Genomic DNA, 23,797 nt, shown 5'->3' with positions numbered 1-23,797 from the left:
GCCGGTTTATGATGGTATTAGTAACATATGATGTGAATACTGAAACTGCGCAAGGCAGGAAAAGATTACGTCATGTGGCAAAATTATGCGTTGATTATGGGCAACGCGTTCAGAATTCAGTTTTTGAATGCTCAGTAACTCCTGCAGAATTTGTAGAAATAAAAGCTAAGCTTTTGAGTATAATTGACACTGAGTCCGACAGTATTCGTTTTTATTTACTAGGAAAAAACTGGCAAAATCGTCTAGAAACGATTGGACGTGATACAAGTTATGATCCTGATATAGGGGTATTACTCCTTTAAATAGTCTAGTGCGAATGGATGTTACTCAGAAAAAAGCAGGACTTTCGCGCAAAAAATAAACAAAAATAAGGCAAAAATTCGAAATTCTAGAAGAGTTTACTTTCCTCGAAAGATAATTTTTGCCTAAAACAGTGCAACTACGCGCTGTCGCTCCCTTCACGGGGGCGTGGATTGAAATTGGAAATTGAAGAACTGACGCGTAAGCTCCATGAGTCGCTCCCTTCACGGGGGCGTGGATTGAAATATCGGAAAAGCAGTAACCGATCCATCAGGCACTCGTCGCTCCCTTCACGGGGGCGTGGATTGAAATTATATCTTCATAAGCTAATTTGTAGATTTCGTAGGTCGCTCCCTTCACGGGGGCGTGGATTGAAATGCGAATGTGTGTCTTTTGTGGCCAATCGCTTGAGTCGCTCCCTTCACGGGGGCGTGGATTGAAATATATTTTCTCCTTTTAAAATCTTACGCTATACGGCGTCGCTCCCTTCACGGGGGCGTGGATTGAAATTGTTCCATTCCGCCATCACGCGTGATAGCAAGTGGTCGCTCCCTTCACGGGGGCGTGGATTGAAATAGGCATTATTGGCAGTCCAGTAACGATCAACATCGTCGCTCCCTTCACGGGGGCGTGGATTGAAATTTATGATCGGTACGAGCTGAAGCTTGGCCAAAAGGTCGCTCCCTTCACGGGGGCGTGGATTGAAATAGATTGTGAGTTGGCGTACTCCAGTTTGCATGATAGTCGCTCCCTTCACGGGGGCGTGGATTGAAATATCAGGAGGCACATGCTGGGCAAGCAAGCTCTCGTCGCTCCCTTCACGGGGGCGTGGATTGAAATCTCTAAGCAAGAAATCATCTCTTGTAATTGTTACGTCGCTCCCTTCACGGGGGCGTGGATTGAAATACTGTCAAACATAATGACAATACTTATCGCTCTAGTCGCTCCCTTCACGGGGGCGTGGATTGAAATCCCTTGAATAACTGTTCCCCAGTCGGCGTTAATGTCGCTCCCTTCACGGGGGCGTGGATTGAAATTTGGTTAGCGAGAAAAATGTTGCTATCGCTAGAGTCGCTCCCTTCACGGGGGCGTGGATTGAAATGCTTTTTTCTTTTGCTCTTTTAGTACTTGGTACCGTCGCTCCCTTCACGGGGGCGTGGATTGAAATACGCTCTGAAAGCAAGTAAAGTGAGCCAAAGCCACGTCGCTCCCTTCACGGGGGCGTGGATTGAAATTTACCCTCTGCGATTGCAATCGACATCTCAATCAGTCGCTCCCTTCACGGGGGCGTGGATTGAAATAATGCCACAATCTTCAGCAGCGATCTTGATAATGGTCGCTCCCTTCACGGGGGCGTGGATTGAAATGCTAAAAAAGTCCCCTCCAAGTCCCCGACCAAAATCGTCGCTCCCTTCACGGGGGCGTGGATTGAAATAAACACAACCCGTCCTTTAAAGGCTTCAATATCACGTCGCTCCCTTCACGGGGGCGTGGATTGAAATTTTGTATATTGTGTCACTTTCGCTATTTTCTCAAGTCGCTCCCTTCACGGGGGCGTGGATTGAAATTTCCAGCTCTTTGCGAGTGTGAGTTCGCCCTTCGTCGCTCCCTTCACGGGGGCGTGGATTGAAATATTCTTATACTCGACCGGATTCCCCAGCATATACCGTCGCTCCCTTCACGGGGGCGTGGATTGAAATTACAACGCATTGTAGGGCAGTTTGTGGGCTCCCTTCACGGGGGCGTGGATTGAAATTACATCCAGACCATTAGCTCGCTTGATGGTTTCGTCGCTCCCTTCACGGGGGCGTGGATTGAAATCAGTCTTATTCCCCCAAGCATAGCGGACAGTATGGTCGCTCCCTTCACGGGGGCGTGGATTGAAATTACCGTCTGCCCCTGGCTTACCTGGAATACCTTGAGTCGCTCCCTTCACGGGGGCGTGGATTGAAATCTTGATTTGTTTGTCGCTCAAGCCCATAAGCCGAGCGTCGCTCCCTTCACGGGGGCGTGGATTGAAATTCCTTTTGGGTGTCCTTAGCAAACACCTGCACAGTCGCTCCCTTCACGGGGGCGTGGATTGAAATTCAGCAAAACTAACCCCTTGCTCAATAATTGTTTGTCGCTCCCTTCACGGGGGCGTGGATTGAAATTGGTTCTGATTATCATTTTTGACAAAACACTCTTGTCGCTCCCTTCACGGGGGCGTGGATTGAAATTCACATCATTTCGTTTGATGAATTGGGTGGTGTGTCGCTCCCTTCACGGGGGCGTGGATTGAAATTCCAAAGGCTTATCCCTGAGAGTGGTTGAAATTCCCGTCGCTCCCTTCACGGGGGCGTGGATTGAAATTTTGGAAAGATTGGAGGTACTAGCCAATGTCTAGTCGCTCCCTTCACGGGGGCGTGGATTGAAATTATCCCAAATCCTAACAAACCTTGTAATGTAACGTCGCTCCCTTCACGGGGGCGTGGATTGAAATAAATAATCAGGGATTTCATCCCCTACATTTAAACGTCGCTCCCTTCACGGGGGCGTGGATTGAAATCAGAAGGTGGTTGACGAGACTAGCAACACAGTCGGTCGCTCCCTTCACGGGGACGTGGATTAAGCATTGGCTGACAGACTTGTTGTCTGTCGCTCCCTCCCAGAATGTGTTTTTTCATGAAGCCACTGTAATTAACAAAGAGCTAACCTCTCCTTTTGGTTGGAAGGTTATTTGTCAGTTTTAGAGCTGTGCTGTTTCGAATGGTTCCAAAACGACACGAAGTTCCCCATAGTCAAATAAATCCGATTCTTGAAAGGAGAGTCGGATTTTAGTTTTGTTTGATCTCGATTTTCTTACTATAAATTTTTTGTAATTTCTGGTTGTATTTTTTTAAAATTCTGCTATAATGGTAAAATATTTATTTAGGAGGAAGAGAATGAGCTATATTTTGGAAATTTTACCTAGTCTTCTAAGTGGAGCAGCAACTACCTTGCAAGTGTTTGCTTTGGTCTTGGTTTTTTCGATTCCTTTGGGAATTATGCTGGCTTTTTCGATGCAAATTCGCTTGAAGCCCCTGCAATGGCTGCTTCATATTTATATTTGGATTATGCGTGGGACGCCGCTTTTATTGCAGTTAATCTTTATTTACTATGTTTTGCCAAGTATAGGCATTCGGCTGGATCGGATTCCTGCAGCGATTATTGCCTTTACATTAAACTATGCGGCTTATTTTGCGGAGATCTTCCGCGGAGGAATTTCTTCTATTCCGACTGGACAGTATGAAGCTGCGAAAGTTTTGAAATTCACTCCAGTTCAGACGATTCGCCTGATTATTTTGCCGCAGGTCGTAAAAATTGTGCTACCAAGCGTATTTAATGAGGTCATGACTTTGGTGAAAGATACCTCTTTGGTTTATGCTTTAGGCATTTCAGACTTGATTTTGGCCAGTCGTACAGCGGCCAACCGAGATGCAAGTCTGGCACCGATGTTTGTTGCAGGCTTGATTTATTTACTCTTAATCGGTCTGGCTACGCTGGTTGCTAAGCAGGTCGAAAAGAAATTTAGTTATTATAAGTAGGTGCTATTATGTTAGAATTACGAAATATTAGTACAAAATTTGGTGATAAGCAGATTCTAAAGGATTTTAATTTGATTGTGCCTGAAAAGCAAGTATTGGCCATTGTTGGACCTTCTGGTGGAGGGAAGACGACCCTTCTGCGTATGCTGGCAGGCTTGGAGACAATTGATTCGGGACAAGTGATTAATAATGGAGAGATTTTGGATGTCACTGAACTTGAAAAGCGCAATCTTTTAGGCTTCGTTTTTCAAGATTTTCAGCTCTTTCCTCATTTGTCTGTCTTGGAAAATTTGACCTTATCACCAATACATACAATGAACATTTCCAAAGAAGAAGCTGAAGAGAAGGCGCAGGGCTTATTGGCCCGTTTAGGCTTGTATGAGCATGCCAAGGCCTATCCTTATTCGCTGTCAGGCGGGCAAAAACAGCGGGTCGCTTTGGCTCGTGCTATGATGATCAACCCAGAAATTATCGGATATGATGAGCCGACTTCTGCCTTGGATCCTGCCTTACGCTTGGAAGTAGAAAAACTCATCCTCCAAAATCGGGAAATGGGGATGACACAAATTGTAGTCACACATGATTTGCAGTTTGCGGAAAACATTGCGGATTCTATTCTCAAAGTCACACCAAAATAAGGGAGGTCCGAATGAAACTAAAGAATATTCTTTTGACCTGTTTGACCTTGATCCTAACTTTTCTGCTCGGTGCTTGTAGTTCCAATGTCAGCGATCCCAGCTTGGATAACTGGAGCAAGTATGAGGAGAAAAAACAGATTACAATTGGTTTTGATAATACCTTTGTCCCTATGGGATTTGAGCAAAAAGATGGCACTTATGCAGGCTTTGACATTGATTTGGCCAATGCTGTTTTTGAGGAATATGGAATTAAGGTGAAATGGCAGCCGATTGATTGGGATATGAAAGAAACAGAGTTGACCAACGGCACGATTGACCTTATCTGGAATGGCTACTCCGCGACGGATGAGAGAAGAGAAAAGGTAGAATTTACCATTCCTTATATGAAAAATGAGCAGGTTTTGGTCAGCAAAAAATCCTCTCATATCTCACAGGCCAGTGATATGGTAGGAAAAGTATTGGGTGCTCAAGCAGGATCTTCTGGCTACGTAGCGTTTGAAAGCAATCCTGAAATTTTGAAAACCATTGTTAAAAATCATACAGCGACTCAGTATCAGAGCTTTAACGAGGCGCTGATTGACTTGCAAAACGACCGGATTGATGGTCTCTTGATTGACCGCGTCTATGCCAATTATTATCTGACAGAAGAAGGAATTTTAGATCAGTATTCAGTCTTTTCCGTTGGATTTGAGAGCGAGGACTTTGCGGTCGGGGCTAGAAAGGCGGACCGTACTTTAGTTGAAAAAGTAAATACTGCTTTTGGAAAATTATATCAAGAGGGAAAATTTCAGAAAATCGCTGAAAAGTGGTTTGGAGAGGATATTGCGACAGACCAAGTGAAAGCATATAAAAACAACTAGCAGAAAACTAGTTGTTTTTTCGTGTTTCTTGGTGGAAGATATTTTGCCAGACTTCGTGGCGGCGCCAGAGGCTAGTATGGATGACCTCCCCGATTTGATAGCGAATCAGCTTGGTTTTTTGGCTGACGGATGTAATTTCTAAATTTTTGATAGGAGAAGTTTGGGCTCTCTCTAGTTGAAATTCCTCTTTGTTTAGCTGGCAACCATCTTGGGAAATGTAGACAAAATCAGAAGAAAGAAGTGCATCCAATTGACTACCTTGGTCGACTAATTGCTCACGCATCAGGAGCTTTTGATAAACATTATCCAGAATCTCATCTTCAGGAATCGGAGCTGGCTCAATATGAATATCAATGTCGAAGACGCCAAAGTCTTCCTTGAGCATATCCTCTACCTGATCAGCGATTTCATGACTTTCAAAGACGGAGAGGTCGGGATTCATTTCCAGTATAATATCCAGATAGATATTGCTACCATAGGTCCGGCCACGCTGGGATTTGACGCGTGTGATTTTAGGAATTTCCAGGATAGCGCGCTTGTAATCGTCTAAAAGGTCTTGATCAAAGCCATCTGACAGGCTGAAGGAGGACTCTATAAAGATATCATAGGCTGTTTTTAGAATGAAAAACGTAATAACGATGGCTGCTAGCTTATCAACGATAGGGAATTTCAGGGAGCTGGCAATAATGGCAACAGAAGTGCCCAGAGAAGTGATAGCATCCGAGAGATTGTCCTTGGCGGCCGCATCCAGAGCTTTGGATTTCACTCTTTTGGCTAGATTTTTATTGTAAAGATAGACACCAAACATGATGATGGCCGATACAATCCCTACAACAGCACCCACAGGATCAATCAAGGTTTCTTCCTTGTTAATGATTTTTTGAGCCGTATCAATGAGGACATTGAAGCCGACAAAAAACATGATAAAAGAGGTAATCAGACTGGCCAAATCTTCAATCTTCCAATGGCCAAAGCGGTGGTCCTTATCCGCTGGTTTTCGCGCCATGCGTAGGCCGATTAGGACCGCTAGATTGGCAACGATATCGGAGACGTTGTTGAAACCGTCTGCTGTCAAACTGGAGGATGTTAGTGCTGCACCTGCAATGATTTTTGTAATGGATAGGCCAATGTAGGTGGCAATTGCTAGGAGAGCGCCTCGTTCGGCAAGTTTGAGATTGTCGCTTGGATGATTGTTCATGGTTGCCCCTTTCTAAACTATTATTATAACTTTTTCACACTTGGATTTCAAATGAGGTAGTTGCCTTTTCGATAACAAATTCGCTCGAATTTTGATATAATGGAAGCATTGATTTTCAGTTTGATGTTATATTGAAAGGATAGAAGATGAATCCCTTATTAAACGGTATGAATGACCGTCAGGCCGAAGCGGTCCAGACGACAGAAGGCCCCTTGTTGATTATGGCGGGGGCTGGTTCAGGAAAGACTCGTGTCTTGACCCACCGCATCGCCTATTTGATTGATGAAAAGCTGGTCAATCCTTGGAATATCCTAGCCATTACCTTTACCAATAAGGCGGCGCGGGAGATGAAAGAACGAGCAGCAGCGCTCAATCCAGCCACCCAAGATTGCTTAATCGCTACCTTCCACTCCATGTGTGTGCGCATTTTGCGACGAGAAGCAGATCATATTGGCTACAACCGCAACTTCACCATTGTTGATCCAGGAGAGCAGCGGACTTTGATGAAACGGATTCTCAAAAACCTCAATCTGGATCCTAAAAAGTGGAATGAGCGCGCCATTCTAGGGACCATTTCCAATGCCAAGAACGACCTGATTGACGAGGTGGCCTATGCAAATCTAGCTGGTGATATGTATACAGAGATTGTGGCTAAGTGTTACACAGCCTATCAGAAAGAATTGCGCCAGTCTGAGGCCATGGACTTTGATGACTTGATCATGCTGACCCTGCGGCTTTTTGACCAGAATCCAGATGTCCTGACCTACTACCAGCAACGTTACCAGTACATCCATGTAGACGAGTATCAAGATACCAACCACGCCCAGTACCAGCTGGTCAAACTCTTGTCTTCTCGCTTTAAGAATATCTGTGTGGTCGGAGATGCTGACCAGTCTATCTATGGCTGGCGGGGAGCCGATATGCAGAATATCCTAGACTTTGAAAAGGATTATCCAGAAGCCAAAGTTGTTTTGCTTGAAGAAAACTATCGCTCGACTAAGACCATCCTTCAGGCGGCTAATGAAGTCATCCGAAACAACCGCAACCGCCGTCCTAAAAATCTCTGGACCCAAAACGAAGACGGTGAGGAAATTGTCTACTATCGTGCTAATGACGAGCAGGACGAGGCTCTCTTTGTCGCCCGAACTATTGATCAGCTGAGCCGAGAAGGATACAGTCATAAGGATTTTGCAGTTCTTTACCGGACCAATGCCCAGTCACGGACGGTGGAGGAAGCCCTGCTCAAGGCCAATATTCCCTACACCATGGTGGGCGGCACTAAGTTCTACAGCCGCAAGGAAATCCGCGATGTCATTTCTTATCTCAATCTCATTGCTAATCCTAGCGACAATATCAGCTATGAGCGCGTGGTCAATGAGCCTAAGCGTGGTGTCGGACCAGGAACGGTAGACAAGATTCGGAATTTTGCGGCTACTCAAGAAATCTCTTTGCTGGATGCGTCAGCCAATATCATGCTTTCGCCAGTCAAGGGTAAGGCGGCTCAGGCAGTTTATGAGTTTGCCAATCTGATACTCGACTTGCGGGATCGTTTGGATGACTATAGCGTGACTGAACTAGTCGAGCTTGTTCTGAAAAAAACAGGTTACTCAGCCGCTTTGGCAGCTCAAGCAACCTTGGAAAGCCAAGCACGGATTGAAAATATTGAAGAATTCCTGTCTGTAACCAAGAACTTTGACGAAAATCCAGACAATCCTACTGATGAGACAGGTCTGGACAAGCTCAGCCGTTTTCTCAATGACTTAGCCTTGATCGCAGACACAGACGACGGAGATCAGGAGAGTTCTGAAGTAACTCTGATGACCCTCCACGCAGCCAAGGGATTGGAATTTCCAGTCGTTTTTCTGGTTGGTATGGAGGAAAATGTCTTCCCTCTGAGCCGAGCATCTGAAGATGAGGATGAGCTGGAAGAGGAGCGCCGTCTGGCCTATGTCGGTATCACCCGAGCAGAAAAAATTCTCTATCTGACCAATGCCAATTCCCGTCTGCTTTATGGTCGTACCAACTACAATCAGCCGACTCGCTTCTTGAGAGAAATCAGTTCAGACTTGCTAAACTATCAGGGACTGGCTCGACCAGCCAACAGCTCCTTTAAGGTTAGTTATACCAACAGCGATACTAGCAAATTCGGTCAGGGCATGAGTCTGGCCCAGGCTCTACAAGAGCGGAAACGTCAGGCAGCACCAAGTTCGATTTCTACAGGCAGCCTGCCTTTTGGCAAGAGCGGTCAGAACCAGCTATCTAAGCCGGAAGTTGCTTGGGCTATTGGAGATATTGCCCACCACAAGAAATGGGGCGATGGGACTGTTCTGGCAGTCTCTGGTAGCGGAAACAGTCAAGAGCTCAAGATTAATTTCCCAGAAGTTGGTCTGAAGAAAGTGCTGGCCAGCATAGCACCGATTGAGAAAAAATCATGATGAGGCGGTCGATTGAAGCCTGGATCTACCATCCAGAGGATGGAGAAATCTTGCTATTGAAAGTGGAAGCTGAGAAAGTTTCCTTTTGGCAGCCCATTACTGGTGGGATTGAGAGTGGTGAGAGTCCAGAAGAAGCCTGTCTTCGTGAAATAAAAGAAGAGACCGGCTTGCTCTTAGCTTGTTCAAATCTGACTAGTCTTGGAGATTTTACGGTAAAGATTGATGAAAATCTGACCATCCACAAAGATCTCTTTCTAGTTCTGACAGAACAGAAGGAAATCCGGATTTCTGATGAGCATGTGGGAGCTCAGTGGATAGCTTTAGACAAAGTTTCGTCGCAGTTGTACTGGCCCAGCAATCAAGCGACTTTTGAGATTATATCTGAGAAGCTATAAGATATAGCTTCTCTTTATTTCTTTTGATAAGGAAATTCTATTAGTCAAGTGAGGCGTTTAGTGGTAGACTTATCACATAACTATAGTGAGGTGACCTTATGACACGTGAATTTAAATTTGAAACCCTGCAACTTCATGCCGGACAAACAGTGGACCCGACAACAAAGTCGCGCGCTCTGCCTATTTACCAGACAACTTCCTATGTGTTTGACGATACTCAAGAGGGAGAAGATCTCTTTGCCCTGCGCAAACCGGGAAATATCTACACTCGGATTACCAATCCGACCCTGTCTGCTTTTGAGGAGCGGATTGCGGCTTTGGAAGGTGGAGTCGGAGCTCTAGCAACAGCTTCTGGTATGGCGGCCCTTACCTACACCATTCTAGCCTTGGCGCATGCTGGCGACCATGTAGTGGCAGCTTCCACTATCTATGGTGGCACCTTTAATCTGCTCAAGGAAACCCTGCCTCGCTATGGCATTACCACGACTTTTGTCGATATTGAAAATCTGGCTGAAGTAGAAGCAGCCATTCAGGACAATACAAAGTTGGTTCTGATTGAAAGTTTGGGCAATCCGCTGATTAATATTCCTGATTTTGATGCTTTAGCAGAGCTGGTTCATGCCCATAAAATTCCGCTGATTTCCGACAATACCTTTGCTACACCATATCTGATCAATGTTTTTTCTCATGGTGTGGACATTGCGGTGCATTCTGCGACCAAGTTTATTGGTGGTCACGGAACCAGCATCGGAGGTGTGATTGTGGACAGTGGTCAATTTGACTGGGAAGCTTCTGGCAAGTTTCCGCAGTTCGTTGACCCAGACCCGAGCTATCACGACATCAGCTATACGCGCGATGTCGGAGCAGCAGCCTTTGTCACTGCTGTGCGGACTCAGCTCTTGCGCGATACGGGCGCAGCCATGTCCCCCTTCAATGCTTTTCTCTTCCTGCAGGGTTTGGAAACTCTCTCTTTGCGAGTAGAGCGCCATGTGTCCAATGCGGAGAAGATTGTAGATTTCCTAGCGGGACATCCCAAGGTTGAGCAGGTAAATTATCCCAAGCTTGCTGACAGTCCTTACCACGCTTTGGCAGAAAAATATTTCCCTAAAGGCGTGGGCTCTATCTTCACCTTTAATGTCAAAGGTGGGGAGAAAGAAGCTCGTAAGGTTATTGACGGCCTAGAGATTTTCTCCGACTTGGCCAATGTAGCTGATGCTAAGTCCCTGGTCGTCCATCCAGCTACAACGACTCATGGTCAGATGTCGCCAGAGGCTCAGCTGGCAGCAGGCATTACACCAAATCAAATCCGACTCTCTATCGGCCTAGAAAACGTGGATGACTTGATAGAGGATTTGAGAATAGCCTTGGAATCTATTTGATTTTTAATATTTCTAGACAGAGTAAATATGATTTAAACTAGGTTTTCGCCTAGTTTTTTGGTATAATGAAAGATATTAAAAAATAGCAGGTAATCAATATGACAATTTCAGTGATTGTTCCGTGCTTCAATGAAGAAGAATCTATTCCTCTGTTTCATGAGGCTATGGAAGCGATCAAATATCAAATCCGTGACCAGTTTGAATATATTTTTGTCAATGACGGATCGACGGACCGGACCTTGGCTGTTTTGCGTGAGCTCAGCAGTCGCTGTCCAGATGTGAATTATTTGTCCTTTTCTCGCAATTTCGGAAAAGAAGCAGCACTTTATGCTGGTTTGCAAGAGGCGAGTGGAGATTTAGTGACGGTCATGGATGTAGATTTGCAGGATCCGCCCGAGCTTCTGATTGAGATGAAAGCAATACTGGACACGAATCCCGAGCTGGACTGTGTGGGGACCCGTCGGACTACTCGCGAGGGAGAGCCGCCAATCCGAAGCTTTTTTGCCAATTTGTTTTACAAGTTGATTAACAAGATTAGCCAAGTCGAGATGGTAGATGGTGCACGTGACTTCCGACTGATGCGCCGCCCAATGGTAGACGCTATTCTGGAAGTTTCAGAGTACAATCGTTTCTCCAAGGGAATTTTTGCCTGGGTAGGCTTCAATACCGAATACTTGGAATACAAAAATGTTGAACGAGTGGCTGGCAAGACCTCTTGGAATTTCTGGTCCCTCTTCAACTATTCTTTGGAAGGTATCGTCAATTTCTCTGATGCACCGCTCAACATCGCCTTTTTAGGGGGCATCCTGTCTTGGATTTTAGCCTTTATCCTGATGGCGGTAATTATTATCCGTACCTTGGTTTTTGGGGACCCGACATCTGGCTGGCCGTCCCTCATGACCGTCATCCTCCTTCTCGGAGGTTTCCAGCTGTTGACCATCGGTATCCTAGGTAAATACATCGGAAAAATCTTCATGGAAACCAAGAAACGACCAATTTATGTGATTAAGGAGAAGAGTAAGTGATTTTCAAAAACCGTTTTTCAGATTTTAAAAATTATTTTCTTTTAAATAAATTTTCTGCACTTTTAATTTTTATTATTTATTCGATTGTCAATATAAATATTGGTTTGGCTGAATATCCTTACATTGATGATATCGGAAGACAATTACAAGGTTATTCAGGATTTTCTGAGCATTATTCAAGATATTTAAGTGAGTATTCTGCTCGTTTAATACAAGGTGGGAAGCATCTGACAGATTTAGGATTAACTACTCATATTCTATCAGCTTGTCTTCTATCTCTTGCTAGCTTGGTTTTATTATTTGTCTTATATCCTAAAATAAGATAACTTTTGTAACTGCATGTGCTTCAACCATTATAGGAATTAACCCATGGTTTTTAGAACCATTAAGCTTTAGGTTTGATAATCCCTTTATGACTTTAAGTATATTGGTTTCAATCATTCCGTTTATTTTCTGGGATAATAAAAAATATTTGGAATCACGTCAGTTGTTGGTATATTTTTAATGTGCAATTCCTACCAAGCTTCTTCAGGAGTGTACATTATGGTAACCATGACGCTAATATTTTTAGAATTATTGCAAGGAAGTCGGTTTAAAGAAGAAATTCCTAAAATTGTTATTTCAATCTTGTCTTATATGGTTGGATTGGTTTTATATCGTATACAAATTTTTATTAAGCCTCCCATTTTTGTCGATCAAGCTAATATTCCAAAGGGATTAGGAATTCTTAAAATAATCGTTTTGAATGCTAAGGGATATTTGAAAAATATATTTTTACAAAGTTCAACTATCTGGATCTTACTAAGTATAATTGCTATACTTCTCTTGACTATTAGTGTGGTTCGCTTATCAAAAACAAAGTCTGTTTTAAACTTTATTTATATGCTGATCTGGTTAATTTTAGGAAGTGTATTTAGTTATGGAACTTATTTGATTTTGTCTAATCCTTATTATCTTATGAGGCCAAGATATGAATATGGTTACGGTATTTTTTTAGCAATTATCTTAATTGTTAGCTTAGAGTGTATTGAAAAGAGTAAGATTCTACATGGGATTAAGTCTCTCGTTTCTGGATTATTAGTTTTCTATTTCCTCTCTTTCTCTTTTGTTTACGTGAGCAGTTTGAAACAACAAAATGATATGTTCAAATCGCAGAGCATATTGCTAGCCTCCTCCCTGAATAAGTATGTTGAACCAGAAAAAACAGTTATTAATGTGAATCGATTTCTTTCTGATTCTCCAGTATTTAGTAATACAGCTTCTGTTTATCCAATATTAAAAAGTTTGATTATGCCAAATACGAATGTGTCTTGGGATATGACGATGAGATTTAATAGTATAACTAACTTAAATGTCGACTTCAAATTAATTGATACTTCTAATTTGGATTTTAGTAGTGAAAAGTATACATTACTTGAGGAAACAAAGTTATATAATATCTATCTTAAAAACAATGAATTATTTGTTATCATGAAATAGAATATTTCCTGTCTTATAGGAGAATGAAGAAAACTTTAATTTTATTTGTATACTGTAGATTTCTCTATACTCTATTGCATTTGATGATAAGTGTATTCATTATTACTTGCGGATTATTGTAGCATTTATATAACAGAGTATCAAAAGGAACAAGAAACTATTCTTTAGTGTTCCAACTGAAGAGATTTTCCGATAATGATTCGATCGAGCAGATTTTTTCTGCTTTTTTTGGTATAATAAATTCATCGAATTTTTATGATCTGAAAGGAAAGACAAATGATTTTAATTACAGGTGCAAATGGACAGCTGGGTACAGAACTCCGCTATCTTTTGGATGAGCGCAATGAGGAGTATGTGGCTGTTGATGTGGCAGAAATGGATATTACCAATGCCCAAATGGTGGACAAGGTCTTTGTGGAAGTCAAGCCAAGCTTGGTTTATCACTGCGCAGCCTATACTGCAGTTGATGCGGCTGAGGACGAAGGAAAAGAGCTGGACTATGCCATCAATGTGACCGGGACCGAAAATGTGGCAAAAGCTGCAGAAGCACACGGAGCAACCTTGGTCTACATCTCAACAGACTATGTCTTTGACGGACAAAAGCCTGTCGGAGAGGAATGGGAAGTAGACGATCTACCAGATCCACAGACCGAGTATGGTCGTACCAAGCGCATGGGCGAGGAGCTAGTTGAGAAATATTCTAGTCGTTTCTACATTATCCGTACTGCCTGGGTCTTTGGCAACTACGGTAAAAACTTTGTCTTTACCATGCAAAATCTTGCTAAGACACATAAAACTCTGACCGTAGTTAATGATCAGCATGGCCGTCCAACTTGGACTCGTACGCTGGCTGAATTTATGACCTATCTGGCTGAAAATCAAAAGGAATTTGGTTATTACCATCTGTCTAATGACGCATCAGAGGACACAACTTGGTATGACTTTGCCGTGGAAATTCTCAAAGATACGGATGTGGAAGTTCAACCGGTTGATTCTAGCAAGTTCCCAGCCAAGGCTAAGCGACCTTTCAACTCAACTATGAGTTTGGCCAAGGCCAAGGCTACAGGATTTGTCATTCCAACTTGGCAGGATGCTTTGAAAGAGTTTTACAAGCAGGAAGTAAGAAAATAAACATTGAGCAACCTTGCGGTTGCTTTTTTTAAGGGGAATTTATGGTATAATTGGGTATAGTTTTATTTACATTGAAAGAGAGTTCTATCAAATTGAAAGTACGATCATTGCCAAAAATTTTCTTTTGGAATATGCTCGGGAGTTTATCTTCAGCAGCTGTATCTGTTATTTTATTATTTATAGTTACTCGCACCTTATCTAGTGAATCAGCTGATCTTTATAGCTTTGCTTACGCAATTGCAAATTTGCTAGTTATTGTTGCAGGGTTTCAAGTACGAGATTTTCAAGCAACGGATATTAAAGAAAAATATTCTTTTGATGCATATTTGACTACTAGATTTCTAACTAATATTTTAATGATACTAATTTTGTTAGGTTATTTAATTTTAAATCCTTCGACTTATGAAAATTTTTGGATTATATTTTGGGTATCATTTTTTAGAGTTAGTGAGGCGCTATCGGATGTGTTTCAAGGCTTGTTCCAACAGAAAGAACGATTAGATATAGCTGGACAATCATTATTTTTTAGAAATATAATTTCAACAATAACATTTGCTGTTCTGTTATTATTTTCTAAAAATCTTCTTTTATCTATTGTTTTTCAAACACTCACCTCTTTCATTGTAGTTCTTTTTTTTGATTTTCCAAAATCTAAGTTGTTTCATCGTATTAATATCTCTACAGTAAAATTCAAAGATATTTATAGTATTTTAAAGGACTGCTTACCTTTATTTATAAATGCTTTTCTATTAGTTTCGATCTATAACCAACCTAAGTATGCATTAAACGACATTTTTAATAGGGGATTGATTGAAGCGGGAGTACAGAGAGACTTTAGTATTTTATTCACTCCAATTTTTGCAATGAATCTAATGATTGTTTTTTTACGCCCAATGATTACACAGCTAGCAATTTTCAAGGAAGAGAATAAAATTTCTCATTTTATTACGTATAAAAATAATTTATTTAAGATTTTATGGGGAACAAGTATATTAATTTCTATTGTTGGAGCTCTTGCTGCCATACCTGTTTTAAATATTGTTTATGGAACCAATCTGAATCAATATCAAATGAGTTTCTTTATACTGTTGTTGGGTGGCATTGCTAGTACGTTTTCTACAGTATGTGATAATATTTTAACTGTTTTTAGAAAACATCATTATTTAGTCATTTCATTCTTAGCGGGATATCTTGTATCCATTCTTACAGCTGAGCCACTGGTATCCCAATACGGAATTTTTGGAGCCTCTTTGTCTTTCCTTATCTCTATGATTGCTTGGTTGAGTGTCTCGCTAATTATTTATTTTATGACGAATCCATATACTTTTTTGAGAAGGAAAAAATAAGGAACTTATGAAATTTTCAATTATTATACCTGCCTATAATGTGGCGGATTATTTAGAAAAATGTGTTAAGAGTGTCTTAATTCAAGAATTTAAAGATTATGAAATTTTAATCATAAATGATGGGTCAACTGACACTACTGCAATAGTCGCTGATAAATTGTCTGTGGGGAATACCAATAAAGTAAGGGTGTTAAATCAAACAAATGGTGGAGCTTCAAAAGCAAGAAATACAGGTATTGAGTCTGCTCGGGGAGAGTACTTATTGTTTTTAGATGGTGATGACTTTTGGAGTGATCAGCACTTTTTGAATCAACTTGATGAAATAACTACAGAATGCATTGATGATGTTATCGTTTTTGGCTACAGTTATTTTTATGATGATAGAATTTTAGATTTCCCTATATCTATGTTTGAGGAAAATATTTTAAAAGCTACTTGCTTTGGAATATTTAATGGTCCAAATTGGAATAAATGTGTATCGAAAAAATTATTTCAAAACGGCCTGAAATTTCCAGAGGGAATGGTATCTGAGGATAGTTTATATTGTTCTCAGATCTTAAAAATGACAAAGAAATTTTCAATTCTTAATAGTACTCAATACATGTATCGACAGAACCGCAAAGGAAGTTTGACTAATGTCGTGAAAGAAAAAAATGTTCAAGACACTCTTGAAGGAATCAGGACGGGACTTTCTGACTTTAAAAACTATTCAGTTGAAATTCAAAAAGCTTTAAATATCTATTTTGCAATCTCATATATTTCTATATTACCTTATGTAAATCAATACATTGATAATTTTAAAATTAAAGAGTTGCTTTATCAGTATAAGTATTTGCTAAAGTATGCAAAGTATATAGAGAACCGAGCATTTAAATTAACAGGTCTATTAGCCAATTTATTGGGGCTAAAATTTTCAATAAAGCTATTTCCTGTTTTATTAAAGTTTTATAAATAGAGTGGATTAGTTATGAAAGGAAAAATATGTCTAAACCAGCCATTTCAGTTATTATTCCAGTTTATAATGCACAAGACGGGATTAAACGCTGTGTAGATTCTCTGTTGAACCAATCGTTTAAGAATTTTGAAATCATTCTTCTGAACGATGGTTCAAAAGATAATTCTTTAAATATTTTGAAAGAATATGAATTGAAGTATAGTTTTGTAAGAGTAATTGACAAACAAAATGAAGGAGTAGCAGTAACTAGAAATAAAGGGATTCTTCTAGCTGAGGGAGACTATACTATGTTCATGGATAATGATGATTTTGTTGATAGTGATTACCTTGAAACTTTTTATCAGGCTATCCATGAGAAAAAGCTAGACTTAGTTATTGGTGGGTACAAACGTGTCAATCAGGATAACCAGATTATCTTTAGTCAAGATATACAGCAGTCAGAGTGGTCTAAGTATATTATAATGGCTCCTTGGGCCAAAATCTATCGGACGGAGTTCTTGAAAACGAACAATCTAGAATTTTTTGACTATGGTATAGGAGAAGATATCATTTTTAACCTAGCTGCCTACAAGACAACAGATAAAATAGGATTGTTAGACTATAAAGGATATAATTGGTATTACAATAATCAGAGTGTTTCTAACACCTCTCAGAGAGGTTTTTCTCCTAAAATTGATATTTTGGTTCTTTTTTCAAAAATATTAGAGCTGGGGAATCCATCTGAGCTAGAAGTATATTACTTGAAAAGATATTATGTTTGGTATTTGCTGTTTTCTGGGAGAACCTCATCCAATCAGGAGTTTATTCATCAGTATATTAGGATTAAGGAATGGTTAAAAGAGAATAAACTCATCAGCACCATCTCTCCCTTGTCTAAGAAGGTTCAGGGAGAAAGGTTTCAGACTAAAATTTCACTTATTGTTTTTTTGAGCTTGGAGAAGTTAAGGTTAGTTCCATTATTTGCTAAAATTTATTGTAAAGGGAAGAAAGATAATTGAAAGTTTTAATGATAATTCCTGCTTATAATGAGGAAGAAAGTATTTTAAATACGGTTATGAGCATTGTAGAATATCGGAAGAAAGTTGATTTTGACTTAGACTACGTAGTTATCAATGATGGGTCAGTTGACAGAACCAAGGAGATTTTGGACAACCATCATCTGAATGCTATTCATTTGGTTATGAATTTAGGGATTGGAGGAGCTGTTCAGACCGGCTATAAGTATGCTCTTGAGAATAATTATGATGTGGCCGTACAGTTTGATGGAGATGGTCAACATGATATTGAGTCGCTGGATGCTTTGCTGGAGCCTATTCGTCGTCAGCAGGCGGATTTGGTTGTTGGTTCTCGTTTTATCGGTGACAAGTCTTCAGAATTTCAGACGACTTTTATGCGGCGATTTGGCATTACTATTATCTCAGCCTTTATTAAATTAACAACTGGTAAAAGGATTCTGGATACCACATCAGGCTATCGTTTGGCCAATCGAGACATTATTCGACAATTCGCTGCGCGCTATCCTATCAAGTACCCTGAACCAGAATCAATCGTCCATATCTTGAAGCGGAAATATAAAGTGGTGGAAGCACCAGCCAATATGTTTGAACGTGCAGGAGGAGTCTCATCGATTACTCCGATTAAGTCCATTCGCTATATGATTGAAGTTTGCTCTTCAATCTTGATTGCTGCTTTTATGAAAGAGAGTGAATAATGTCCATTTTGTCTATTGTTATGCTAGTGGCTTCAGTTCTATTCCTGTATTTTGTCTTTCGGAATATCAATCAAAATAATATTTTGTTTGAGCAAGCCTTTATGTGGATTGTTATTGGCTTCGTGCTGATTATTATCTCTGTTTTTGATCGGATTCCAGTTTCTATTGCCAAATTGTTGGGCTTTGAGCTGACATCAAACTTTGTGATGTCCTTGGCCATTTTTTTCTTGCTGGTTATTGTTTTTTTACATACTATTTCCATTTCCAAGCAAAAGGAACAAATCAAGCAGTTGGTGCAAGAACTGTCCATTATGAAGCAAAAAATGTCTAAGTTAGAGAGTGAAAAAGATGAAAAATAACCATACTTGGGTGATTTGTGCCTATGGCGAAAGTGAATTCTTAGAAGCTTGCATCCTGTCTCTGCAAGATCAAACCTTGTCATCAAAGATTATCTGTTATAGTTCAACACCGCTGGATTCAATCAAGCAGCTTTGCCAGAAGTATCAAATTCCTTTTTATACGAAAGAAGGCGGCGGTATCGGTAAGGACTGGAATAATGCACTCTCTTTTGCTGAGACTTCTTATGCTACCATTGCCCACCAAGACGACTATTATGAACCTACTTATCTAGAAGCAGTGATGCAAAAAATAGAGCAGTCTAAAGACATTCTCATTGCTTATACAGACTATTTTGAAGAGAAAAATGGAGTCAAGATTCCAGCTAATACTAATTTGAAAATCAAGACTCTCATGCTTAAAACCTTGAACCTAATGCCATCCAGTCGTTTTTGGAGAAATCGGGTTCTAGCTTTTGGCAATCCCATTTCCTGTCCGGCTGTGACTTACAATTTAGAGGCATTAAGGGATTTTCGATTTGATGAGGAAATGCGCGTGAGTCTGGATTGGTATGCTTGGTACAAGATTAGTGATTATAAGGGGCGATTTGCTTATATTTCTGAGAAACTCATGTGCCACCGGATTCATGGAGAGTCGGAAACAACCAAGACTATTTCAGATAATACTAGGACCAAAGAAGATTTGTTCATGTATCAGCTTTTCTGGCCTAAGTGGGTGGCTAATCTGATAAACAAAGCATATATGAAGAGTCAAGATGCCAACTCAAATTAATAGAGTTATTTACAAGGAAGGTATATGAAAGATTTAATATCTGTTGTTGTAACATGTTACAACCATCAAAACTACATTGAACAGTGTTTGCGCAGTATTTTTGGGCAGACCTATCAAAATATTGAGTTACTGGTATTGGATGATGGTTCCACTGATAAGTCCGCCCAGATTATCCAAGAAACTTTGGTAGATTCCCCTTTTCCGACGCGGTTTGAAAGCCATGAAAATATGGGGGTCGTCAAGACAAGAAATAAGGCTTTGCAGCAAATTCAAGGAACTTATTTTATTTTTGTGGATAGTGATGATTTCCTAGATGTTGACTACGTTGAGAGCTTCTATACAACCATGCTGCAAGAGGAAGCAGATATTGTCTATGGGGATTTGTATGACCCTGATAAAAAAGAAGTTTACCTTAAATCACGTCCCTATGACAAGGTGGCTTTCTTAACGGAGAATTTTATTTCCAACTGTTCTCTCATTCGTCGTTCGGTTGCTGATGGTATTTATTACGATGAAGCACTGAATCGTGAAAAACTGGAAGACTATGATTTTCTCTTAAACTTGATTATCAACCAAGGTGCGAAACCTGTTTATGATACAAAAACAAAGCTGAATTACCGGGTCTTTGATAAGGAATCAATCTCTAAACGGGATTCTACGAGATATCATTATGAAATGTATCTGAAAATCTTGCGTAAGTATGTGAAACAGTTGCCAGATGAGATTTATCAAGCTTTGTCTGCAAATATCTATATTCTAGATGGCAGACTGGGTGATTTGATTCAGCATATGAATCAGGTATCCGACTATGTCCAAGAGATAAAGGGAAACTGGGAACGTGATAGCGAATTGATTTATCAATATCAGGATGACATTGATGAATTACGTAACTCGCTCTCTTATCGTGTTGGGAATGCTATCGTCACTCCAATTAAGCAGGTAGGGCAGATTGTCAAAAATCCGCGGAATATCCGAACTGTCCTATCTCAAATGAAGCGTCAGTGCATTACCATAAAAAGAAATATCAACTCGCCAAAAAGCTATTATTATCGAGTTTTACGGAATTCTCAGCGAAAACAGCTTCAACAAGTGGCTGGCAAAAAGTGCCTAATCTACGTCATTTTTGAGGCAGAAGAGAATCTTCAGCGCTACAAGGTTCTGTTTTTAGAGAAATTAGCTGCTTTGGTAGATGAAACGCTGATTGTGGTAAATGGAGGATTGAAATCAGAGGATTTATCTGTCTTAGAACAATATGGACAAGTTCTGGTAAGGGATAATACTGGTTACGATGCTGCAGCATTTAGGGAAGGTATTTTGACCATTGGTAAGGAAAAGCTGCAAACTTCTTCTCAGCTTCTGTTAGTCAATGATACGAATATTGGTCCAATGAGAGATTTGAATGAAGTCTTCCAAACAATGGCGGATAGAAATCTCGATTTCTGGGGGATTTCCTTTGGTGAAGTGCAGGAAGATGCTACAAATTTCAATCAATATGGCTATATTCCAGAACATCTGCAGTCTTATTTTCTTGTCATTGAGCCTTTATTGCTTCGGTCAGAGGAATTTTTCGACTATTGGAATAACCTAACCGATACGGATTCACGCGATAAGGCTATTGGGAAACACGAAACAACTTTTACTAAGTATTTCGCAGATTTGGGTTATCGATATGATGCTTTGGTGTCTGAAAACAAAGACAGTGCTATGTATATTCATCCTTTAAGAATGCTTAGGGCTGGTAGTCCGTTGGTTAAATACACCTCATTACAAAATTATAATGCGCAACAATTCCGTTGGCAGGGACTGGAAAGACGAACAGAAATACCTGATTTGCTCAATTATGTACAAATGGAAACAGATTATCCAGTTGAAATATTGGAAAACATTGTACAAAAATTCAAATCAATCTCCAGAGAACAGTATATCTTGATTATAGATGGAGTTGAAAATATCATTCCTCAATGTACACGTTACCGAGTGCTGAACAAAGCAGAACAGTTGCGAAAAAACGGCTTCACGGTCAAAGTAGTAAATGTATCAGAATTTGAGATTTCTCAGGCTCGATATGCAAGTCATATTATTATCTATCGGGCTCCATGGTCTTATCAACTTCAATTCTTGTGCGATACAGCTAAAAGAGATAAAAAACCAGTTTATTTTGACATTGATGATTTGGTTTTTGATACAGTTTATACAGATCAGCTGAGCTATACTCAGGGCTTGTCAGAGAAGGACAAGGGCAACTATGATGCGGGTGTCAAAAATTATGGCAAGATGCTAGCTGCCTGTTATGGAGCGATTACTTCGACTTTCCAACTAAAGGAAGAGCTGCTCAAATATAAAGATAAGGTGTTGCTAAACAGAAATCGAGCTTCCAGTGACTTGATTGAAATCAGTTCTCACTTTATCAAAGATTATAGTCAGCAGGATTCAAAAGTCAAGATTGGCTATTTTTCAGGCTCAATCAGTCACAATGAAAATTTTGAATTGATAAAACCAGCCATCCAATCCTTGCTTGAAGTCTACAAGAATGTGGAGCTTCATATCGTCGGACATTTGGATATTCCAGAGGATATGAAGCCGTATCAACAGCAGATCGTTGTACATGACTATGTGGACTGGAAGGATTTACCCCAGCTGATTAGTAGGGTAGATATCAATTTAGCGCCGCTGGTTGACTCGGTCTTTAACCGGGCTAAGTCTGAAATCAAATGGATGGAGGCTGCCTTAGTAAAAGTTCCTACAGTTGCTAGTCATATTGGAGCCTTCTCTGATATGGTTAAAGATGGGGAAACTGGACTTTTAGCTAAAGACGGGGAGTGGAAAGAAAAGTTAGAGAGTTTGATTCTTTCGTCTGACCTACGTCAGGAATTAGCAGAAAATGCCTATGATTTTGTTCTTGAAAACTGCAGTTTAGATAGTAAAGATGAAATGGTGAATGATTTTGAAAAGAAGTAAGACGATGAAAATAGAAAATATCTTTTTGGTCTTTGCGACGGTCTTTGTCATGACATTTATGGTGGTTCAACCGATCAACCGTGTTCCGGATGAAACGAATCACGCCCGCATGACTTGGGAGATTTTCCATAAACCGACAGAGAAAACCTACAAGTGGATGGAAAATATCTCTTCGGAACCGCATGTTTCTCCAAGAGAGTACAAGAAGCTTTTTACGGAAAAATTGGATTTGTCTCAGGAAGAGTTTACTTTGGGGATTAATCTCAAAACTCTTTCCTTTTTACCGCAGCTCATTGGCATGACCTTGGGATCGTTTATCTATCCATCGGTGGGAGTTATTATCATGATGGGGCGATTTTTTAACGGCCTAGCCTATATTTTGGGTGTTTACTTCCTGATTAAGTATTTTAAGTACGGCAAAAAAGCTCTCTTTTTCATTTCACTTTTGCCGATTATGGTTCAGCAGGCAGCTTCTCTCTCCTACGATGTAATGAACTACTTGGAGCTTATGCTAGTTATTGGTTTTTTCACTAATATTGCTTCCAGCAAGAGATTTACCAATAAGAATTTCATCCAGCTTTTGGCCATATCCGTCGGACTCTTTGCAACCAAACTGAACAATGTCTTATTGCTAGGCTTGTTGCCTTTCATTGATTTTGAAATGGAAGGATTCTTAGCTGTTTTGAACAAGCCTTTTCTTGCGACCAAGGCATTTATCGGTCGTCATCGCTATGTTTTTTACGGTTTGGCTTTTGTTGCTGTTTTCTTAGCCTTGCATTTGCTTTTTCGTCATCAAGGAGGGCTCTTCTACTATAGTAGGGTTCTGCTTAACACCTTGTTTAAACAGCGCATGAACGGTGACCTCAATACCGTATTGACCATTGGTCTCTTTGGATTTTTGGGTAATTTCACCATTCAGTTGCCCCTGTGGCTAATCTTTCTTGATGTAGCGGTACTGACTATCATTTTTTTGCAGTCTAAGAAGGATTTTATGACGAAATCTTATGCAACGGTCTCCGCTTATCTTTTCCTTTTGCAGGTTATTGCCGTTGTCACCATCATGTATCTAGAGTGGACTCCAATTGTTTTAGGAAAAGGTGCTCAGATATCCGTTGGAACTCAGGGCCGCTATTTCACGCCTTTCCTAATTCTCTTCTTACCCGTACTTGCGAATATCGGCAAGCTGGAGATTCAGGAGCGGGCAGTTAAAAACTTGCTTATAGGCACTTTGTCAGCTAACTTTTTAATTTCAATCTATTTAATGATTCCATTCTATTGGAATTGGTAAGGATA

General features: G+C 40.4%; 18 protein-coding genes, 1 pseudogene and 1 CRISPR repeat array. Of the genes and pseudogenes, 18 read left to right on the top strand and 1 reads right to left on the bottom strand.

Going from position 1 to position 23,797, the window contains the following annotated elements; all coding sequences use genetic code 11:
- Nucleotides 1-8 precede the first annotated feature (8 nt).
- The 4 genes from cas2 (at nt 9) to ACWPVL_RS01155 (ending at nt 5,364) form a co-directional block, all read left to right on the top strand.
- Nucleotides 9-302: a CRISPR-associated endonuclease Cas2 gene (cas2, locus tag ACWPVL_RS01170; protein ID WP_002930608.1), complete on the top strand. Its 294-nt coding sequence runs from the start codon at nt 9-11 to the stop codon at nt 300-302.
- A gap of 146 nt (nt 303-448) precedes the next feature.
- A CRISPR array of direct repeats spans nt 449-2,914; the repeat unit is 32 nt; unit sequence GTCGCTCCCTTCACGGGGGCGTGGATTGAAAT.
- Between the two features lie 310 nt (nt 2,915-3,224).
- A complete protein-coding gene (locus tag ACWPVL_RS01165; protein ID WP_125447566.1) occupies nt 3,225-3,866 on the top strand; it encodes an amino acid ABC transporter permease in 642 nt (213 codons plus the stop codon).
- Nucleotides 3,867-3,874: 8 nt separating this feature from the next.
- On the top strand, nt 3,875-4,504 hold the full coding sequence (locus ACWPVL_RS01160) for an amino acid ABC transporter ATP-binding protein (protein WP_454386330.1): 630 nt from the start codon (nt 3,875-3,877) through the stop codon (nt 4,502-4,504).
- Between the two features lie 11 nt (nt 4,505-4,515).
- The gene (locus tag ACWPVL_RS01155; RefSeq protein ID WP_454386328.1) at nt 4,516-5,364 is read left to right on the top strand and encodes an amino acid ABC transporter substrate-binding protein; all 849 of its coding nucleotides are present in this window, start codon (nt 4,516-4,518) and stop codon (nt 5,362-5,364) included.
- 7 nt (nt 5,365-5,371) lie between these two features.
- Here the strand turns inward: ACWPVL_RS01155 and ACWPVL_RS01150 are convergent, their stop codons facing one another.
- Entirely contained in the window at nt 5,372-6,562 is a 1,191-nt protein-coding gene (locus ACWPVL_RS01150; RefSeq protein WP_454386326.1) for a cation diffusion facilitator family transporter, read from the bottom strand.
- Between the two features lie 146 nt (nt 6,563-6,708).
- Between ACWPVL_RS01150 and pcrA the strand changes: the two genes are divergently transcribed.
- The 14 genes and pseudogenes from pcrA (at nt 6,709) to ACWPVL_RS01080 (ending at nt 23,792) form a co-directional block, all read left to right on the top strand.
- Nucleotides 6,709-8,997, top strand: coding sequence for a DNA helicase PcrA (gene pcrA, locus ACWPVL_RS01145; protein WP_454386324.1), 2,289 nt, complete (start codon nt 6,709-6,711; stop codon nt 8,995-8,997).
- Nucleotides 8,994-9,392, top strand: a complete 399-nt coding sequence (locus ACWPVL_RS01140; RefSeq protein ID WP_454386322.1) for an NUDIX hydrolase — start codon at nt 8,994-8,996, stop codon at nt 9,390-9,392. The genes pcrA and ACWPVL_RS01140 overlap by 4 nt, the downstream gene beginning before the upstream one ends.
- 98 nt (nt 9,393-9,490) lie before the next feature.
- Entirely contained in the window at nt 9,491-10,771 is a 1,281-nt protein-coding gene (locus ACWPVL_RS01135; protein ID WP_454386320.1) for an O-acetylhomoserine aminocarboxypropyltransferase/cysteine synthase family protein, read from the top strand.
- Nucleotides 10,772-10,869: 98 nt separating this feature from the next.
- Entirely contained in the window at nt 10,870-11,796 is a 927-nt protein-coding gene (locus ACWPVL_RS01130) for a glycosyltransferase family 2 protein (protein ID WP_454386318.1), read from the top strand.
- Nucleotides 11,793-13,275, top strand: a pseudogene (locus ACWPVL_RS01125) (glucosyltransferase domain-containing protein). The gene ACWPVL_RS01130 and the pseudogene ACWPVL_RS01125 overlap by 4 nt, the downstream one beginning before the upstream one ends.
- Nucleotides 13,276-13,551: 276 nt before the next feature.
- The gene (gene rfbD, locus ACWPVL_RS01120; protein WP_454386316.1) at nt 13,552-14,406 is read left to right on the top strand and encodes a dTDP-4-dehydrorhamnose reductase; all 855 of its coding nucleotides are present in this window, start codon (nt 13,552-13,554) and stop codon (nt 14,404-14,406) included.
- A gap of 71 nt (nt 14,407-14,477) precedes the next feature.
- Nucleotides 14,478-15,752, top strand: coding sequence for a lipopolysaccharide biosynthesis protein (locus ACWPVL_RS01115; RefSeq protein WP_454386815.1), 1,275 nt, complete (start codon nt 14,478-14,480; stop codon nt 15,750-15,752).
- A 7-nt stretch (nt 15,753-15,759) separates the two neighbouring features.
- Entirely contained in the window at nt 15,760-16,707 is a 948-nt protein-coding gene (locus ACWPVL_RS01110) for a glycosyltransferase family 2 protein (RefSeq protein WP_454386314.1), read from the top strand.
- 26 nt (nt 16,708-16,733) lie between these two features.
- Nucleotides 16,734-17,705 (top strand): glycosyltransferase family 2 protein, encoded by a 972-nt coding sequence (locus ACWPVL_RS01105; RefSeq protein WP_454386312.1) that lies wholly within the window; start codon nt 16,734-16,736, stop codon nt 17,703-17,705.
- A complete protein-coding gene (locus tag ACWPVL_RS01100; protein ID WP_045499460.1) occupies nt 17,702-18,418 on the top strand; it encodes a glycosyltransferase family 2 protein in 717 nt (238 codons plus the stop codon). Before ACWPVL_RS01105 ends, ACWPVL_RS01100 begins: the two co-directional genes overlap by 4 nt.
- A complete protein-coding gene (locus ACWPVL_RS01095) occupies nt 18,418-18,777 on the top strand; it encodes a DUF2304 domain-containing protein (RefSeq protein ID WP_454386310.1) in 360 nt (119 codons plus the stop codon). Before ACWPVL_RS01100 ends, ACWPVL_RS01095 begins: the two co-directional genes overlap by 1 nt.
- Nucleotides 18,767-19,546 (top strand): glycosyltransferase family 2 protein, encoded by a 780-nt coding sequence (locus tag ACWPVL_RS01090; protein WP_045499465.1) that lies wholly within the window; start codon nt 18,767-18,769, stop codon nt 19,544-19,546. Before ACWPVL_RS01095 ends, ACWPVL_RS01090 begins: the two co-directional genes overlap by 11 nt.
- A gap of 24 nt (nt 19,547-19,570) precedes the next feature.
- Nucleotides 19,571-22,504: a rhamnan synthesis F family protein gene (locus ACWPVL_RS01085; protein WP_454386308.1), complete on the top strand. Its 2,934-nt coding sequence runs from the start codon at nt 19,571-19,573 to the stop codon at nt 22,502-22,504.
- Nucleotides 22,491-23,792, top strand: coding sequence for a DUF2142 domain-containing protein (locus tag ACWPVL_RS01080; RefSeq protein WP_454386813.1), 1,302 nt, complete (start codon nt 22,491-22,493; stop codon nt 23,790-23,792). The genes ACWPVL_RS01085 and ACWPVL_RS01080 overlap by 14 nt, the downstream gene beginning before the upstream one ends.
- Nucleotides 23,793-23,797 lie beyond the last annotated feature (5 nt).

It is taken from the genome of Streptococcus sp. Marseille-Q8145, from assembly GCF_965112035.1.
Note: the sequence above shows the minus strand (reverse complement) of the source record. Positions and strands in the feature narration are given on the sequence as shown.